The organism is Rhodanobacter sp. UC4452_H20 (genome assembly GCF_052978205.1).
This window is the reverse complement of record NZ_CM129662.1, coordinates 3,488,653-3,505,232: the sequence shown is the minus strand read 5'-3', so window position 1 is coordinate 3,505,232 and position 16,580 is coordinate 3,488,653. Positions and strand designations below refer to the sequence as shown.

14 protein-coding genes are annotated in these 16,580 nt (G+C 68.6%); 2 read left to right on the top strand and 12 right to left on the bottom strand.

Features of this window, described 5'->3' with window-relative positions:
- The first annotated feature begins 72 nt into the window (after positions 1–72).
- Positions 73–1,965, top strand: a complete 1,893-nt coding sequence (locus ACVCMC_RS16120) for a sulfotransferase (RefSeq protein WP_447098026.1) — start codon at positions 73–75, stop codon at positions 1,963–1,965.
- A gap of 93 nt (positions 1,966–2,058) precedes the next feature.
- On the opposite strand, the gene ACVCMC_RS16115 is transcribed toward ACVCMC_RS16120, so the two are convergent.
- The 12 genes from ACVCMC_RS16115 to ACVCMC_RS16060 all read right to left on the bottom strand — a co-directional run bounded on the left by ACVCMC_RS16115 (position 2,059) and on the right by ACVCMC_RS16060 (position 15,367).
- Positions 2,059–4,308 carry a carboxy terminal-processing peptidase gene (locus ACVCMC_RS16115; protein ID WP_447098025.1) on the bottom strand — a complete coding sequence of 750 codons (2,250 nt, stop codon included), beginning with the start codon at positions 4,306–4,308 and terminating at the stop codon, positions 2,059–2,061.
- A gap of 8 nt (positions 4,309–4,316) precedes the next feature.
- The gene (lipA, locus tag ACVCMC_RS16110; RefSeq protein ID WP_395120242.1) at positions 4,317–5,327 is read right to left on the bottom strand and encodes a lipoyl synthase; all 1,011 of its coding nucleotides are present in this window, start codon (positions 5,325–5,327) and stop codon (positions 4,317–4,319) included.
- An 11-nt stretch (positions 5,328–5,338) separates the two neighbouring features.
- Entirely contained in the window at positions 5,339–6,037 is a 699-nt protein-coding gene (gene lipB / locus ACVCMC_RS16105) for a lipoyl(octanoyl) transferase LipB (protein WP_447098024.1), read from the bottom strand.
- A 107-nt stretch (positions 6,038–6,144) separates the two neighbouring features.
- Positions 6,145–6,435 carry a YbeD family protein gene (locus ACVCMC_RS16100; RefSeq protein ID WP_395120244.1) on the bottom strand — a complete coding sequence of 97 codons (291 nt, stop codon included), beginning with the start codon at positions 6,433–6,435 and terminating at the stop codon, positions 6,145–6,147.
- Positions 6,435–7,679, bottom strand: coding sequence for a D-alanyl-D-alanine carboxypeptidase family protein (locus ACVCMC_RS16095; RefSeq protein ID WP_395120245.1), 1,245 nt, complete (start codon positions 7,677–7,679; stop codon positions 6,435–6,437). Before ACVCMC_RS16095 ends, ACVCMC_RS16100 begins: the two co-directional genes overlap by 1 nt.
- Positions 7,680–7,755: 76 nt before the next feature.
- A complete protein-coding gene (locus ACVCMC_RS16090; protein ID WP_447098023.1) occupies positions 7,756–8,664 on the bottom strand; it encodes a septal ring lytic transglycosylase RlpA family protein in 909 nt (302 codons plus the stop codon).
- A complete protein-coding gene (gene mltB / locus ACVCMC_RS16085) occupies positions 8,661–9,665 on the bottom strand; it encodes a lytic murein transglycosylase B (protein WP_395120247.1) in 1,005 nt (334 codons plus the stop codon). The genes ACVCMC_RS16090 and mltB overlap by 4 nt, the downstream gene beginning before the upstream one ends.
- Positions 9,666–9,761: 96 nt before the next feature.
- Positions 9,762–10,877, bottom strand: a complete 1,116-nt coding sequence (gene rodA / locus ACVCMC_RS16080) for a rod shape-determining protein RodA (RefSeq protein ID WP_395120248.1) — start codon at positions 10,875–10,877, stop codon at positions 9,762–9,764.
- Positions 10,874–12,835, bottom strand: a complete 1,962-nt coding sequence (gene mrdA, locus ACVCMC_RS16075) for a penicillin-binding protein 2 (protein WP_395120249.1) — start codon at positions 12,833–12,835, stop codon at positions 10,874–10,876. The genes rodA and mrdA overlap by 4 nt, the downstream gene beginning before the upstream one ends.
- Positions 12,836–12,851: 16 nt before the next feature.
- The gene (gene mreD / locus ACVCMC_RS16070) at positions 12,852–13,337 is read right to left on the bottom strand and encodes a rod shape-determining protein MreD (protein ID WP_395120250.1); all 486 of its coding nucleotides are present in this window, start codon (positions 13,335–13,337) and stop codon (positions 12,852–12,854) included.
- Positions 13,334–14,299: a rod shape-determining protein MreC gene (gene mreC, locus ACVCMC_RS16065; protein ID WP_447098022.1), complete on the bottom strand. Its 966-nt coding sequence runs from the start codon at positions 14,297–14,299 to the stop codon at positions 13,334–13,336. The genes mreD and mreC overlap by 4 nt, the downstream gene beginning before the upstream one ends.
- 21 nt (positions 14,300–14,320) lie before the next feature.
- Positions 14,321–15,367 (bottom strand): rod shape-determining protein, encoded by a 1,047-nt coding sequence (locus ACVCMC_RS16060; protein ID WP_395120252.1) that lies wholly within the window; start codon positions 15,365–15,367, stop codon positions 14,321–14,323.
- 272 nt (positions 15,368–15,639) lie between these two features.
- Between ACVCMC_RS16060 and ACVCMC_RS16055 the strand changes: the two genes are divergently transcribed.
- Positions 15,640–16,575, top strand: a complete 936-nt coding sequence (locus ACVCMC_RS16055) for a carbohydrate kinase family protein (protein WP_395120254.1) — start codon at positions 15,640–15,642, stop codon at positions 16,573–16,575.
- Positions 16,576–16,580 lie beyond the last annotated feature (5 nt).

Here is a 16,580-nt window from a genome sequence, read left to right as displayed (position 1 = left end):
CCCCAGGAGGGCCGCGGGCAAACCGCGGCCCTCTTGCATAATGGGCGCCGGACACCACCCCACCGAGGCCGCATGCCCCCGCCCCCGCCCGCCGCCGATCCGCCCAGCACTCCGGCCAGCACGCTGGCCGCCGCCATGGCGAGCGCGTGGAATGCAGGCGACGCAGAGCGCGTCATCGAACTGGCGGCGCAGGCGGCGGATGCCGCCGGCGACGACGAAGGCGTGCTCGTCCTGCTCGGCGTGGCGCAACAGGCCACCGGCCGGCACGCACGGGCGGCCGCCACGTTCAACCGCCTGTGCCAGTTGCGACCGGCCGTCTCGGCCTACTGGAACAACCTCGGCGTGGCCTCTCGCCTGGCCGGCGACCTCGCCGCGTCCGGACAGGCCCTGCGTCAGGCCCGGCAGCTCGCGCCGGGCGATGCGGAGGTGCACTACAACCTCGGCCTGCTGTACACCCAGCAACGCGATTGGCCGGCGGCACGGCAGGCGCTGCTGGAAGCGGCCAGTCTCGCCCCTTCATTCATCGAGGCCCGCCTGCAGGCGGCCTACGCCTGCTACGTCTGCGGCGACAACGCGGCACAGGAGGAAATGCTCGACGGCGCCGGCGAGTGGCCGCCGCAACCCGCCGAACAGGCGTTGATCCTGGCCGCCATGTTGTCGGTGCAGGGCGCTTCCGAGGCGGCCCTGCGCACGCTCGCGCGCGCGCAGTTGCCGCCGACGGAGGCCGCGGCCGCTCCGCTGCGCCTGCGCATCGCCGCCCAGCGCGTGGTGTTGCACGAGCGCAGCAACCAGGTCGAACGCGCACAGCAGGACCTGCAGCAACTGCCGCTGGCCGCGATCGACGCCCTGCCGCCGGGCGCCGTGCAAGCGCGCACCGACGGCTGGCGCGCGCACGCCGCGATGGCCTCACGCAACGGCGCGCACGCCGAGGCAGCGGCGCTGTTCCGGCGCGTGCTGGCGCAGCCGCTCGACGACGAGAGCCGGGCCAGCGTCGGTTTCGGCCTCGCCATCGCCTGCGACCGGCTGGGCCGCCACGCCGAGGCATGGGACGCGTTGCAGGCGGCGCACGCGGCGCAACTGGAGATCGCCCGCCAGGTCGTGCCGGAGCGACTGGCGGCGGACAGCCAGCCGCTGCCGCTGGCGGACTGCGTGGTCGAACCGCACGACTACGCCCGCTGGACCGAGCTGCGCGCCCCCGGCTCCATGGAGAGCCCGGTCTTCGTGGTCGGCTTTCCGCGCTCGGGTACCACCTTGCTGGAACAGATGCTCGACGCCCACCCGGATTTCCGGTCCATGGACGAGCGTGCCTACATCCATGAGCTGATCGAAAGCATGGAACGCGTCGGCCAGCGCTATCCCGCCGATCTCGCCTCACTGAGCCAGGACGATGCCGATGCCCTGCGCCGCAGCTATCGCCGACGGGTCGCGCAGGTGCGTCCCGACCTCGGGCCGCGCCGGCTGGTCGACAAGAACCCGCTGAACATGCAGTGCCTGCCGATGATCATGCGGCTGTTTCCGCATGCACGGATCATTCTCTGCCTGCGCCATCCCTGCGACGTGTTGCTCAGCTGCAGCATGCAATCGTTCCGCTCGCCGGCGTTCATGGTGCTGTGCTCCTCCCTGCCGCGCCTGGCGCAGGGCTACGCGCGCGCCTTCACCCAATGGCAGCGCGATGTCGAGGTGTTCGCCCCGCAGGTGCTGGAGTGGCGCTACGAATCCGTGGTGGAGCAGTTCGGCGACCAGGCGACACGACTGGCGCGGTTCCTGGACCTGGCCGATGCCTCGCCCCTGCAGCGCTTCGCCGAGCATGCGCGCGAGAAGCACATCAGCACGCCCAGCTACGCGCAGGTCACCCGCGGCGTCTATCGCAAGGCGGTGGGCCGCTGGCGCGACTACCGCGAGCATTTCGAACCGGTGTTGCCCGTGCTGCAACCGTGGCTCGAACGCTTCGGCTACGACGGGTAGGAGACGGCCCGCGGGACAAGCGCCTGCGGGCCGCAGGCTCCCGCACGCACGACGACAGGCAGTGCCGCCTTGTCGTCGTGCGCAGCGGGATACTCAGTGCGCCGGGCTGCTCGCGGACGGCGCGGGGGTGGTTACGCTGGCCAGTGCGTGCGGCGAGAACTTGCCGCCGTAAGGCAGCACCTCGCTGGCCAGTTTCGGGTCGGCCTTGATCATGCCGATCGCGTCGAACAGGATGTGCGCGGTCTCCTGGAGCTGCGGGTCCTTGGCGTTCTTGGCGTCCTTCTCTTCCTTCAGCTCGCTCTTGATGCTGCGCTCGTTGGGGTTGAGGCCGTCGTCCAGCGTGCTGCCCGCCTCCGGCAGGGCCGCGTCGCTGCCGTCGATGGCGACGTGCCGCGCGCGGAAGGCGGCCTGCATCTGCTCCTGCTGCTTGCGCTCGGCTTCGCGGGTGGCCAGGTTCAGCGAGATCGTGGTCATGTCGCGCATCTTCTTGTACTGCGCCAGCTCGTCCAGCATCAGCTTCCACGCCGGCGATTGCGCCGCACGCTGGTCGTGCTGCTTGAGCAGCTGCGGCAGGTAGGCGGAGAGGTTCGCCACCGGCTGGTAGTCGGCCGGCGGAATCTGCGTCCACGGCAGCGCGTTGTCGTAGGTCGATTCGCCGAAGTCCTTCTCGTCGCCGTTCTTCGGGAACTCGATGTCCGGGGTGACGCCCTTGAGCTGGGTGGAACCGCCGTTGATGCGGAAGAACTCCTGGATCGTCATCTTCAGTTCGCCCAGCTGCGGCTTCTCGCTGTCGCCGGAGGCGAACTTGTCCAGGTCCACCAGGGTCTGCACGGTGCCCTTGCCGAAGGTCGGCTCGCCGATGACCAGGCCGCGGTGATAATCCTGGATCGCCGCGGAGAAGATCTCCGAGGCCGAAGCCGTGCCGCGGTTGACCAGCACCGCCAGCGGACCGCTCCAGGCCATGCCTGCATCGTCGTCGCCCTGCACCTGGACTTCGCCGTGCGAGCCGCGCACCTGCACCACCGGGCCCTTGTCGATGAACAGGCCGGTCATCGAATCCGCCTCGGCCAGCGAGCCGCCGCCGTTGTTGCGCAGGTCCACCACGATGCCCTGCACGCCTTCCTGCTTGAGCTCGGCGATCAGCTTGGCCACGTCGCGGGTGGTGCTGCGGTAATCCTTGTCGCCGGCGCTGCGCGCGCCGAAATCGGAGTAGAACGAGGGCAGGTCGATCACGCCGATCTTGCGGGTGACCGCGCCGTCCTTGATCTCGATGACCTTCTTGCTGGCCGCGGCATCCTCCAGGTTGATCTTGTCGCGCACCAGGGTGATCAGCTCGTGCTTGCCGTCCGGGCCGACATCGGCGGGCAGCACTTCCAGCCGCACCACCGTTCCCTTCTTGCCGCGGATCAGCGCGGTGACGTCGTCGATGCGCCAACCGACCACGTCCACCATTGCGCCCTTGTCGCCCTGGCCCACCGCCACGATGCGGTCGCCCGGCTTGAACTTGTGCGACTTCATCGCCGGGCCGCCGGGGATCAGCTTGACGATCATGGTGTAGTCGTCGCGCGACTGCAGCTGCGCGCCGATGCCCTGCAGCGACAGGCTCATCGCGATGTCGAAGTTGGCCGCCGCCTCCGGGCCGAGGTAGTCGGTGTGCGGGTCGGTGGATTCGGCGTAGGCGTTCATGAAGGTCTGGAACGCGTCGGCGCTGTTGATCTGCCGGATGCGGTCGATGTAGCCGCTGTAGCGCTTGTCCAGCGTCTTGCGGATGTCCGCGTCGTCCTTGCCGGCCAGCTTCAGACGCAGCCAGTCGTTCTTGGTGCGCTTGCGCCAAAGGTCCTGCGCGGCGGCCTCGTCCTTCGGCCAGGCGGCGTCCTTGCGGTCGACCTCGTAGCTCTCGTCGCGACTGAGGTCGAAGCCGTTCTTCAGCAGCTCGCGGGCGTAGCTCATGCGCTGCACGGCGCGCTGCAGGTACAGGTTGAAGATGGCGAACGGCGCGGAGAGGTCGCTGTTCCAGATCGCGTCGTCGAACTTGCTCTTCAGTGGCGCGAACTTGTCCATGTCGGCCTGGGTGAAGAACACCTTGTCGCCGTCGAGCATCTTGAAATATGCCTTGTAGATGCGCGCGGACATCGCGTCATCCAGCGGCTGGGCGTCGTAGTGGAAGCGGGTCAGGAAGCGCGCGGACAGTTGCGCGGCCTGGGCCTGTTCGGCCGTGGGCTCCAGCGGCCAGATGGCCGCCTTGCGCGGCTGGGGGCCGGCACCCAGGTCGGCCGCGGACTGCGCAAAGGCGCAGCTGGCGGAGAGAACGAACAGCAGGACCAGCGCGGGGCGAAGTTTCATGGATGCTCTCAGGCGGATTCGGTGACACCGGCTGCATGCGCCTGCAGGTCGGCGTGGTAGGACGATCGCACCAGCGGGCCGGAGGCGACGTGATGAAAGCCCATGGCTTCGCCGGCTTCGCGCAGCGCGTGGAATTCCTCGGGCGTCCAGTAGCGCAGCACCGGATGGTGGTGCGGCGTGGGCTGCAGGTACTGGCCGATGGTGATCATCTCCACATCGTGGTCGCGCAGGTCGCGCAGCGTCTGCAGCACCTGCTCGCGGGTCTCGCCCAGGCCGAGCATGATGCCGGACTTGGTCGGCACCTGCGGGTGCTGCGCCTTGAAGCGCTTGAGCAGGTCCAGCGACCACTGGTAATCGGCGCCGGGGCGCACCTCGCGGTACAGATGCGGCACGGTTTCCAGGTTGTGGTTGAACACGTCCGGCGGGAATGCCTTGAGCACTTCCAGCGCCCGTTCCATGCGGCCCTTGCCGCGGAAATCGGGGGTGAGGATCTCGATGCGGATGGCCGGGCTGGCATGGCGCACCGCGCGGATGCAGCTGGCGAAGTGCGCCGCGCCGCCGTCGCGCAGGTCGTCGCGGTCGACCGAGGTGATCACCACGTACTTCAGCCGCATGTCGGCGATGGTCTGCGCCAGGCGCGCCGGCTCCAGTTCATCCGGCGGCTGCGGCCGGCCATGCGCCACGTCGCAGAACGAGCAGCGCCGCGTGCACACCTCGCCGAGAATCATGAAGGTGGCGGTGCCGTGGCTGAAGCATTCGTGGATGTTGGGGCAGGAGGCCTCCTCGCATACGGTCACCAGCGCGTTCTCGCGCAGGCGGGCCTTCAGCTGCTGCACCGCGTTGCCCTGCGGCAGGCGCACGCGGATCCAGTTGGGCTTGCGCAGGGTCGGCACGCTGGTGTCGAAACCGGCGCGGTTCAGCGCGATCTTGTCGCTGCCGAGCTGTTTCTCCACCGTGCCGGTGCCGGCCACGACCTGGATCGGAATGGATTTGGACAAGGGGGCGCTGGTTTCGCTCATGGGAGAGGAGTTCAGACCGCGGCGCGCGCGGGGAGTTCGGGAATCAGGGGGGCAGCGGGCGCGGCGACGAAGCCGAACTGGCGGCAGAACTCGTCGGCCAGCACCGTCTCGACGTCCGCCAGCTGCGACGGACCGCCCAAGTCTACCAGTTGCGTGACCGCCAAACCCTTGTAGCCGCAGGGGTTGATGCGTTCGAACGGCTCCAGGTCCATGGCCACGTTGAAGGCCAGCCCGTGGAAACTGCAGCCGCGACGCACGCGCAGGCCGAGCGCGGCGATCTTGGCCTCGCCCACGTACACGCCGGGGGCGCCTTCGCGGCGCGCCGCCGCCACCTGCCAGTGCGCCAGCGTGTCGATCAGCGCCTGCTCGATCCGCCGCACCAGCTCGCGCACGCCCACGCCGATGCGGCGCAAGTCGATCAGCGGGTAGCCGACGATCTGGCCGGGCCCGTGGTAGGTCACCTGCCCGCCGCGGTCGACCGGGATCACCGGGATGTCGCCCGGCGCCAGCACGTGCTCCATCTTGCCGGCCTGGCCCAGGGTGAACACCGGGTCGTGCTCCAGCAGCCACAGCTCGTCCGGCGTGTCGGCGGTGCGGTTGTCGGTGAACGCGCTCATCGCCTGCCAGGTCGCCGCGTAGGGCTGGCGGCCGAGGCGGCGGATGACCAGGGGCCGGAATTCAGGATGGGGGGTTCGGGATTCGTGGTTCACGACGAGCTTGTGGCCTTGCAATTCTTCTGGTTCAAGAGCCGCCGAACCCATGCGACGCGGAGGCTCGGGACGCGGCTCTTGCGAATCCCCCATCCCGAATCCCGGCCTCACAACGTATACCGGACATCCGCATCGGCGCGCAGTGCGTGATGCGCTGCTTCGTACTGCTCGCGGTTGTCGCAGCGGAATGTGACCGTGACCGAGACGAAATTGCCGGCGCCGGAATGGCGGTGACGCACGGTTTCGTGCAGCACGTGCAGACCGGCGCGTTCGAGCAGTTGCGGCACGTGGCGGGGCAGGTCGGCGCTGGCGCTGCCCACGGCGGTGATCTCGAACTCGCCGGGGAACTGGAAGCCCCGGCCTTGCCGCTTCGCCTTGTCGAAGTCGATCGGTTGCATCACTTGGCGCTCGGCGCCTGCTCGGTGTTGCCGGTGTCCTTGTGGAACCAGAGCAGGATGCTGTCCCACAGGCGCGAGAAGAAGCCACCCTGCGGCGCGTCGGCCAGTGCGACCAGCGGCACCGTCTGCAGCGCCTGGCCATCCAGGCTGATGCGCAGGCTGCCGATCTGCTGGCCCTTCTTGAACGGCGCGATCAGGGTCGAGGGGATGTCCATCACCGCCTTGAGCTTGTCGTACTGGCCGGTCTTGACAGTGACCAGCACGTCGCTGGCCACGCCGATCGGCAAGGTGTCCGCCTCGCCCTTCCACAACCGCGGCGTCGCCAGCGGCTTGCTGGTGTCGTACAGCTTGTGCGTCTCGTAGAAGCGGAAGCCGTAGTTGAGCAGGGCCATCGCCGAATCGGCGCGCGCCTTGTTGGAGCTGGCGCCCATCACCACCGCGATCATGCGCTCGTCGCCATGCTTGGCGGACGCCGCCAGGCAGAAGCCCGCGTCGGCGGTGTGCCCGGTCTTGATGCCGTCCACGGCCGGATCGCGCCAGAGCAGCTCGTTGCGGTTCTGCTGCTTGATGCCGTTCCACTCGTACGACTTGATCGCCGAGATGGCGTAGTCGTCCGGAAAGTTGTGGATCAGCGCGCGCGACAGGATCGCGACGTCGCGCGCGGAGCTGTAGTGGTTCTGCACCGGATAGCCGGAGGCGTTGGAGAAGTGCGAGTTGGCCATGCCCAACTGCTTGGCGTAGGCGTTCATCAGGTTGGCGAAGGCATCCTCCGAACCGGCGGTGTGCTCGGCCAGCGCGATTGCCGCGTCGTTGCCGGACTGCACGATCATGCCCTTGAGCAGGTCCATCAGCGGCACCTGGCTGCCCAGCTTGAGGAAACTGGTGGAGCCGTCGGTGCCGGCACCGCCGCCGCGCCACGCATGCTCGCTGATGGTGATCATGTCGCTGGTGTGGATGCGGCCGTTGGCGAGCTCGGCCGACACCACGTAGTCGGTCATCACCTTGGTCAGCGAGGCCGGCGCGCGACGCGCATCGGGATCCTTCGAGGCAAGTATCTGGCCGGTGGCGTAGTCCATCAGCACCCAGCTGGCGCCATCGACGTCCGGCGGCGGCGGCACCGGTGCGGCCGGCATGGCCGGGCGCGGCACGGGCGACGGATGGGGCGGGGTCTGCGCCATCGCGGCGCCGACCAGCAGGACGGCAACGGCGGCAAACGGCATCAGGGTGCGTCGAAGAAAGTTCATCGTGTTTTCGAGTCCGGTTTTTCGAGGATCGGCGTTGCGCGCGCCGAAGTGGCAAGGAAGCCTGCGCAAATCCTGCTCAGTCTACCGCGACCTGCGGCGAGGGCAGACCCATGCGTTCGATCCGGCGACTGACTTCGTCGGCACGATCCACGCTGTCGAGCGGGCCGACCCGCACGCGGCGCAGGCGCTGGCCATGCGCCACGCCGTCGATCACCTGCACCGTGCCGAGGTCGGCCGCACGCAGGCGCCGGGCCAGGCGGTCGGCATTGGACGCGTCGGCGAACGCACCCACCTGCAGGTAGATTCCCGGGTGCCTGCCTGAGACCGTCTCCGGCGGCGGCAGTTCCTGCGCCGGATGCGCCGGGTCGATGCCGCGCACCTCGACCAGGCCGGTGCCCTTGGGCCAGATGCCGATCTTCACTGCCGCGGCATAGGACAGGTCGATCAGCCGGTTGTCGTGGAACGGTCCGCGGTCGTTGACCCGCACGACCACGCTCTTGCCGTTCTCCAGGTTGGTGACGCGCGCGTAGCTGGGCAGCGGCAGCGTGGTGCTGGCCGCGCTGAACGCGTACATGTCGTAGGTTTCGAGGTTGGAGGTCTTGTAGCCGTGGAACTTGTTGCCGTAGAACGAGGCGATGCCGCGCTCGTCGTAGCCGCGCGCCGTGGACAGCACGCGATAGGTCTTGCCGCGCACGCTGTAGGGCGACTTGTTGCCGTAGCGCGAGCGCGGCTCGGCCTTCGGCACCGGCTCGGACAGCTTGCTGACGTCGATCGGCGGCGGCACGCTGTCGCGGCCGTCGCGGTAGCGGCTCGATTGCGGCCGACTGAGGTCGTCGTGGATGCCACCTTCACCCGCGGGCGATGCCGTGCCGGACACGCCGCGATGGCCCGCGCCGGACGACGACGACGGCCGGCTGCGCGGCCCGCTGCACGCGGCAAGCAGCGCGCTGGCCGCGAGCACGGCGGCGACCGCGACGAACCTCACCGCGCCGCGTCCGCCTGCGCCACGCCGGCGGCGATCGCCTGCGCCAGCTGTTCGACGGCCATCGCGTACAACGGGCTGCGGTTGTAGCGGGTGATCACGTAGAAATTCTGGAAGGTGAACCAGTACTCCGGCCCGGCCGGGCCTTCGAGCTGCTGCAGGCTGGCGAGCCGGCCGGGGTCGATCCGCTGCAGCGGCGCGTAGCCCCATGCCTCGAACTGTTCCAGCGGATGCTTCGGCATGAGCTCGTTGAGGTCGCTCGCGTGCGCCTTGGCATCGGGCTGCGCCCGCGCCGCCACCGGGGCATCGCGCTCCCAGCCGTACCCGTGCAGGTAGTTGGCGACGCTGGCCACGATGTCGTCGGCCGAATCGTGCAGGTCGATGCGACCGTCGTGATCCTCGTCAACCGCGTAGTCGCGGATGCTCGAAGGCATGAACTGGCCCCAGCCCTGCGCGCCGGCATAGGAGCCGACCAGCGAGTCCAGCGGACCGGCCAGCTTGCTGGCGGGAAGCTCCAGCAGGGTCTTCAGCTCGTCGCGGAAAAACGGCGCGCGCGGCGGGTAGTAGAAGGCCAGCGTCACCAGCGCATCGAGCACCTTGTAGCGGCCCACGATGCGGCCGTAATTGGTCTCCACGCCGATGATCGCCACCACGTATTGCGGCGCCACGCCGTACTCGGTCGCGATCCGGTCGAGCAGTGCGCGATGCTGCTGGTAGAACGCGATGCCGCCGTCGATGCGGGCATCGGTGAGGAAGATCGGTCGATAGTCCTTCCACGGCTTGGCCTCGGCCGGGCGGCTGATCGCGTCGAGGATCGACTGCTGTTTGGTGGCGCCGTCGAGCAGCGCATTGAGCGCGGCCGGGCTCTGGCCGGTGTCGTGCGCCACCTCCTGCACCAGTTTCGCCTGCCCCGGATGGGCGGCCAGCGCGGTGTCCGTTCCAGCCACCCACGACAGCAGGACCAGCAGGCAACAGCACACACGGGACACGGGATGCACGGACATGCAAGGCCTTCGCAAAGGGAAAATCGGGGTCAGCGAGAGCCTACCATGCAAGCCGCGGCGACTTCGGCCCCACGCATGGCGCGCGCGGGGCGCGATTCAGATGTGGCTCTTGCGATTGGCATGGATCGACATCAGCACGCCGAAACCGGTCAACAGCGACACCGCCGACGTGCCGCCGTAACTGATCATCGGCATCGGCACGCCGACCACCGGCAGCATGCCGGCCACCATGCCGCCGTTGACGAACACGTAGACGAAGAAGCTCATGCCGATCGCGCCGGCGAGCAGGCGCGAATACGTATCGCGCGCCTCCATCGCGATCCACAGGCAGCGGCCGATGATGAACGCGTACAGCGCGATCAGCGCGCACACGCCGACCAGGCCGAACTCCTCGGAGAACACCGCGAAGATGAAATCGGTGGTGTGCTCGGGCAGGAAATCCAGCCGCGACTGCGTGCTGTGCAGCCAGCCTTTGCCGAACACGCCGCCGGAGCCCACCGCGATCTGCGACTGGATGATGTGCCAGCCGTTGCCCAGCGGATCGGATTCGGGATTGAGCAGGGTCAGCACGCGATCGCGCTGGTACTGGTGCAGGAAGTGCCAGCCGATCGGGATCATGCCCACCACCGCGCCCACCAGCAATCCGATGCGCCACCACGCCATGCCGGAGAGGAACAGCGCGAACGCGCCGGCCGTGGCCACCAGCACCGCCGTGCCCAGGTCCGGCTGTTCGGCGATCAAGGCGGCAGGAATGGCGATCAGGATGCCGACCACCGCGATGTCCTTCCAGCCCGGCGGCAGCTGCCGCGGGTGGAGGTACCAGGCCACCATCATCGGCGTGGTGAGCTTGAGCAGTTCGGACGGCTGGAAACGCATCACGCCCAGATCCAGCCAGCGCATCGAACCGCGCCCTTCACCGAGGATCGCCACCACCACCAGCAAGGCGACGCTGACGGCGTAGAGGCCCGGCGTCCAGCTGCGCAGCACCGGGGGCGGAATGCGCGAGACCAGCAGCAGCAAGGCGCCGCCCAACACGAAACGCGCGGCCTGGCCACCGACCAGGGCCAGACTGCGATCGCCCGCGCTGTAGAGCGTGGCCAGGCCGATCAAGGCCAGCACGAACAGGCCGGCCGCCAGCGGCAGGTCGATCCGGCGCCGGGTCATCACCCGGTGCGCGAAGCGGCGCATGCGCGCGCGCAGCACGCCGATCATGGTTGCACCTCGCTGCTGGCGGACACGGGCACGTCCTCGACGACCGAGCCGGCCGGTGCCGGCGCGGCGGATGGGAGCGGTGCGGCATCCGGCAATCGCTCGGCGCCGGGCAGCACGCCCTGGTGGGTGGCCAGCCACGCATCGAGAATCTTGCGCACGATCGGCCCCGCCGCCGAAGCGCCCCAGGCGCCCTGCTCCAGCACCACGGCTACGGCGATCTGCGGGTGGTCGGCCGGCGCGTAGGCGATGAACCAGGCGCGATGGCGGGTGGCCAGATACGCGGTGTTGCGATTGGTGTCGTACGCGTCGCTGGTGCGCGAGTAGCGCTCGGCGGTGCCACTCTTGCCGGCGATCGCGTAGGGGAAGCCGTCGTTCAGGCCCTTGCCGGTGCCTTCGGTGATCACCGCGCGCATGCCCGCGTTGATCACCGCCCAGTCGCCGCGCTGGCGGATCAACGTGGCGCCCGGCGGATTGGGCAGCGGCTGGCGCTGCGCCTCGCCGACCGTGCTGGTGGCCATGCCCAGCCGCGGCAGGTACGGCACGCCACCGCCGGCCAGGGTCGCCACCGCATGCGCCAGTTGCAGCGGGGTAACCGCCCAGTAACCCTGGCCGATGCCGGCGATCACCGTTTCGCCGGGATACCAGGGCTGCTTGCTGTTGGCCGCCTTCCACTGGCGCGAGGGCAGGATGCCGTCGGATTCGCCGATCAGGTCGATCCCGGTCTCGCGGCCGAAGCCGAAGCGACTCATCCACTGGCTCAGCCGGTCGATGCCCATGTCCAGCGCCAGCTTGTAGAAATACGTGTTGGTCGACTTCTCGATCGCGGTGACCATGTCCACGGTGCCGTCGCCGCCGCGCTTGTCGTCGCGGTAGCAGCGCGTCTGCCCCGGCAGGCAGAACTGACCGTTGGAGAACACCGTGTCCGACGGCTTGCGCAGGCCCAGCTCCAGCCCGCCGAGTGCAAGGAACGGTTTCACCGTCGAGCCCGGCGGATAGACGCCCCGCAGCGCGCGGTTGTACAGCGGCTTGTCCGGGTCGGTGGTCAGCGCGCGGTAGTCGGCCTGGCTGATGCCGTTGACGAACAGGTTGGGATCGAACGTGGGCACGCTGACCATCGCCAGCACCTGGCCGTTGCGCGGATCGATCGCCACCGCCGCGCCGGGACGGCCCTCGAATGCCGCCTCGGCCGCCTTCTGGATGCGCGCGTCGATGCTCAGGTAGAGGCTGCGGCCGGGCGTGGGCGCATGGGTTTCCAGCACGTGCTGGGTGCGGCCATCGGCGTTGACCTCCAGCAATTCGTAGCCGGGCTTGCCGTGCAACACGTCCTCGTAGGAACGCTCCACGCCGCTGCGCCCGACATGGCTGGTGCCCTGGTAGCGATCCGCGTCCAGCCGCTGCAGGTCGTCGGCGTCGATGCGCCCGACGTAGCCGACCACGTGGGCGAACAACGGGCCGAACGGATAATGCCGGGTCAGGTAGGGCACCACGTCGACGTTGGGAAAGCGCCAGCGATTGACCGCGAAACGATCGATCTCGTCTTCGGTCAGGTGCATCTTCAGCGGCACGCTGTCGAAACGCCGGCTCTGCCGCAACTGCTTGTTGAACGCGTCGATGTCGTCCTGGTCCAGCGGCACCACCTGGCCCAGCCGCGCCAGCAGAGCGGGCATGTCCTTGACCTGCTCGGGCACCACTTCCAGCCGGAACGCCGGCACGTTGTCGGCCAGCACCACGCCGTTGCGGTCGTAGATCAGGCCGCGCGCCGGCGGGATCGCGCGCGGCTTGACCCGGTTGTTGGTCGAGCGGGTGGCGAACTCGTCGTGTCGCGCGACCTGCAGCACCACGTAACGCCCGACCAGCCCGCCCAGCCCCAGCAGGATCAGCACGAAACCCACCAGCGCGCGTCGACGGAACAGCGCGGTCTCGTCACGGACGTTCTTGAGCGCGCGGCGACTCTTCATCTCACCGGCTCATGCTTCATTGGATCCGCAGCCGCGCGCGCAGGTCGTCGAGCAACAGGAACAGGAACGGCCACAACGCCGCGCCGACGAAGGGGGAAATCCACCAGCTCGCCGGCGGCAGCGAAGCGCCGGCCAGCATGCGCACCAGCAGCAGCAGGAAGCGATCGTTGAGCAGCAAGGCAAGCACCGCCAGCGCCTGCTGCCACATCGGGAAGAAGCGCAATCGCGAACGGAATCGCACGGTGATGAAGACCAGCGCGCACAGCCGCAGCGCCTGCTCGCCCAGCAGCACGCCGTCGAGCAGGTCCGCAAGCAATCCCACGCCGAAGGCAAGGCCCAGGCTCACCCGGTCTTCCGCTTCCAGCGCCCAGTACAGCAACACCAGCGCCGGCCAATACGGCTTGAACGGCTCCAGCACGCCGGGCAGCGGCACCAGCATCAGCAGCAGCGCCGCGGCCAGCGTGCCGACGAACCACCACTGGCTCAGCCGCGCGCGACTCATCGCGGTACCCCGCCGGCCTGACCCGGGTGCACCGCCGGCGCGGCCACGCTGGCGGAAGCGGCCGGCGCCAAGACCTGCGGCGGACCTGCCGGAACGGGCAGGTCGGGCGGCCCCTTGGGTTCGGCCTGGTCGTGCAGCAGCAGTACATCGGTGCTGCGATCGAGGTCCGCCGCCGGCGTGGCCAGGGCGACCTGGAACATGCCGGTCGGCGCCGGCGCCACGCTGTCGATCCGGCCCACCGGGAACCCCGGCGGAAAACGGCCGCCGATGCCCGAGGTGAGCAGCTTGTCGCCAGCGCGCACGTCAGCCGCCAGCGGCAGGTTGGGCAGGCTCAGCTGGTCGCCGTCGCGCGAACCGTAGGCCACCGTGCGCAAGCCGGTACGCGCGATCGTCACCGGGATCGCATGCGAGGGGTCGGTGATCAGCATCACCACGGCAGTGTGCGGCAGCACGGCCTTCACCTGGCCCATCACGCCGTGGGCATCGATCACCGGCTGTCCGGGCTCGACGCCGTCGCGCGAGCCCATGTTCAAGGTCAGCTCATAACGGTACGCGCCGAGATCCACGCCGATGACCCGCGCCAGTTGCACGTTGAGCTTCAGGCTGTGCTGGGTATCGAGCAACCGCCGCAGCCGTTCGTTCTGCTCGGCGACCGCGGCCATGCGGTTCAACTTGGCGTTGGCCAGCAGCAGGTCTTCGCGCAGGCGCTGGTTCTGCGAGGTCAGCAGCTGGCGATCGGCAAACGCGACGCCGAGGGTGTGCACCCCGGCCGCAGGCAGGCCGGCCAGCCGATAGACCGGCTCGACCACCGCCGAGGCGGCCGAGCGCAGCTGCCACAGCCAGCCATTGCGCTGGTCAAGCACCATCAGCACCACCGCCAGCGCCAGATAGACGATCAGCCGCAGCGTGCCGGCCGCGTTGCCGGCAAACAGGGGGGAAGAACCTTCGCGTGCGCGCGCCATCGCGGCCCCCGTTGCCGCGCGCTATTCGGGCGAGAAGAAGTCGCTGCCATGCTGATCGATCAGCTCCAGCGCCTTGCCGCCGCCGCGCGCCACGCAGGTCAGCGGGTCGTCGGCCACCTGCACGTGCAGGCCGGTTTCCTCGGAGATCAGCCGGTCCAGGTCGCGCAGCAGCGCGCCGCCGCCGGTGAGCACGATGCCGCGCTCGGCGACGTCGGAGCACAGTTCCGGCGGAGTCTGTTCCAGCGCCGACTTCACCGCCGCCACGATGCCGGCCAGCGGCTCGTGCAGTGCCTCGAGGATTTCGTTGGAGTTGATCGTGAACATGCGCGGCACGCCCTCGGCAAGGTTGCGCCCGGAGATCTCGATCTCCTTGACGTCGTCCTGCGGGAACGCGCAGCCGATCTGCAGCTTGATCCGCTCGGCGGTGGATTCGCCGATCAGGGTGCCGTGGTTGCGGCGCACGTAGTTGATGATCGCCTCGTCGAAACGATCGCCGCCGACGCGGGCGGACTGCGAGTAGACGATGCCGTTGAGCGAGATCACCGCCACCTCGGAGGTGCCGCCGCCGATGTCCAGCACCATCGCGCCGCGCGCCTCGTGCACCGGAATGCCGGCACCGATCGCCGCAGCCATCGGCTCTTCGATCAGGAACACGTCGCGGGCACCGGCGCCTTCGGCCGATTCCTTGATGGCGCGGCGCTCGACCTGGGTCGAGCCGCACGGCACGCAGACCAGCACGCGCGGGCTCGGCCGCAGGAAGCGCGACTTGTGCACCTGCTTGATGAAGTGCTGCAGCATCGCCTCGGTCATGGTGAAGTCGGCGATCACGCCGTCCTTCATCGGGCGCACCGTGGCGATGTTGCCCGGCGTGCGGCCCAGCATGCGCTTGGCGTCGCCACCCACCGCCGCGATCGTGCGCGGACCACCGGGGCCGCGGTCCTGGCGAATCGCCACCACCGAAGGCTCGTTCAACACGATGCCCTGACCACGCACGTAGATCAGCGTGTTGGCCGTGCCGAGGTCGATGGAGATGTCGTTGGAAAAGATGCCGCGGAACTTCTTGAACATGGGTCCGCCGTGGGTCGGCCAGGCTAAACAGACAAGCTCGCCAGTCTAGTCAGGCCCACCGTTCCACGCAAGGAAAAACACGTTAAGAAACCCTTGTGCAACACGGCCATAAGCGATTTTCCTGTGCCGTGGACTGAACTGCGAAGCAGGTCGCGAAGTCGCCAGCGCGGACGGATGGCGGTACGATGGCGGCCTTTGGCTGCAGGGACCGATTCTGCCCGTCCGGGCACGCGCCCGCAGCCTCCCATCTCAAATCGGGGTTTTCTCGCATCATGCCTGCCGTCATCTGCGGATCGCTCGCCTACGACACCATCATGGTGTTCCAGGATCAGTTCAAGAACCACATCCTGCCCGACCAGATGCACATCCTGAACGTGTCGTTCCTGGTGCCGGCCATGCGGCGCGAGTTCGGCGGCTGCGCCGGCAACATCGCCTACAACCTCAAGCTGCTGGGCGGCGACCCGCTGCCGGTGGCAGCGGTGGGCCAGGATTTCGCGCCCTACCGGCAGCACATGCAGGACTGCGGCATCCGGCTCGATGGCGTGCGCGTGTTCGAGGAGCAGTTCACCCCGCAGTGCTTCATCACCACGGACCTGGACAACAACCAGATCACCGCCTTCCACCCCGGCGCGATGTCCAGTGCGCAGGAGAACCACGTCCGCGACATCCCGCAGATCGACTTCGCGATCGTGGCGCCCGATGGCCGCGAGGCGATGCTGCAACACGTCGACGAATTCGCCGCGCGCGGCGTGCCGTTCATCTTCGATCCCGGCCAGGCGATGCCGTTGTTCAACGGCGACGAGTTCCGCTCGATGATCGCCAAATCGACTTACGTGATCGTCAACGACTACGAATCCCAGTTGCTGCAGACTCGCACCGGCTGGAGTGCGGCGGAGATCGCCAGCCATGTCACCGCCTACATCGTGACCCAGGGTCCACGCGGTTCGGTGATCCACGTGGGCGAGGAGAGCCACCACATTCCGCCGGCGCGCGAGCGCGTCATCGTCGATCCGACCGGCTGCGGCGACGCCTACCGGGCCGGCCTGATGTTCGGCATCATGCATGGCAAGGACTGGCCCACCACCGGCCGGATCGCCTCGCTGATGGGTGCGCTGAAGGTCGAGCACCCCGGCACCCAGAACCAGCGTTTCAACTACGCCGAGTTTGCCGCGGAGTTCGCCGACCAGTTCGGATACGCACTGGACTGAGTGGA

Bases quoted from the DNA above. Each gene is read 5' to 3' on its own strand.
- ACVCMC_RS16055 (WP_395120254.1), top strand. From the start codon at position 15,640: ATGCCTGCCGTCATCTGCGGATCGCTCGCCTACGACACCATCATGGTG.
- mreD (WP_395120250.1), bottom strand. From the start codon at position 13,337: ATGAGTCGCGCGCGGCTGAGCCAGTGGTGGTTCGTCGGCACGCTGGCC.
- mrdA (WP_395120249.1), bottom strand. From the start codon at position 12,835: ATGAAGAGTCGCCGCGCGCTCAAGAACGTCCGTGACGAGACCGCGCTG.
- ACVCMC_RS16100 (WP_395120244.1), bottom strand. From the start codon at position 6,435: ATGCAACCGATCGACTTCGACAAGGCGAAGCGGCAAGGCCGGGGCTTC.
- ACVCMC_RS16115 (WP_447098025.1), bottom strand. From the start codon at position 4,308: ATGAAACTTCGCCCCGCGCTGGTCCTGCTGTTCGTTCTCTCCGCCAGC.
- mltB (WP_395120247.1), bottom strand. From the start codon at position 9,665: ATGTCCGTGCATCCCGTGTCCCGTGTGTGCTGTTGCCTGCTGGTCCTG.
- rodA (WP_395120248.1), bottom strand. From the start codon at position 10,877: ATGATCGGCGTGCTGCGCGCGCGCATGCGCCGCTTCGCGCACCGGGTG.
- ACVCMC_RS16060 (WP_395120252.1), bottom strand. From the start codon at position 15,367: ATGTTCAAGAAGTTCCGCGGCATCTTTTCCAACGACATCTCCATCGAC.
- ACVCMC_RS16120 (WP_447098026.1), top strand. From the start codon at position 73: ATGCCCCCGCCCCCGCCCGCCGCCGATCCGCCCAGCACTCCGGCCAGC.
- ACVCMC_RS16095 (WP_395120245.1), bottom strand. From the start codon at position 7,679: ATGAACTTTCTTCGACGCACCCTGATGCCGTTTGCCGCCGTTGCCGTC.
- mreC (WP_447098022.1), bottom strand. From the start codon at position 14,299: ATGGCGCGCGCACGCGAAGGTTCTTCCCCCCTGTTTGCCGGCAACGCG.
- lipA (WP_395120242.1), bottom strand. From the start codon at position 5,327: ATGAGCGAAACCAGCGCCCCCTTGTCCAAATCCATTCCGATCCAGGTC.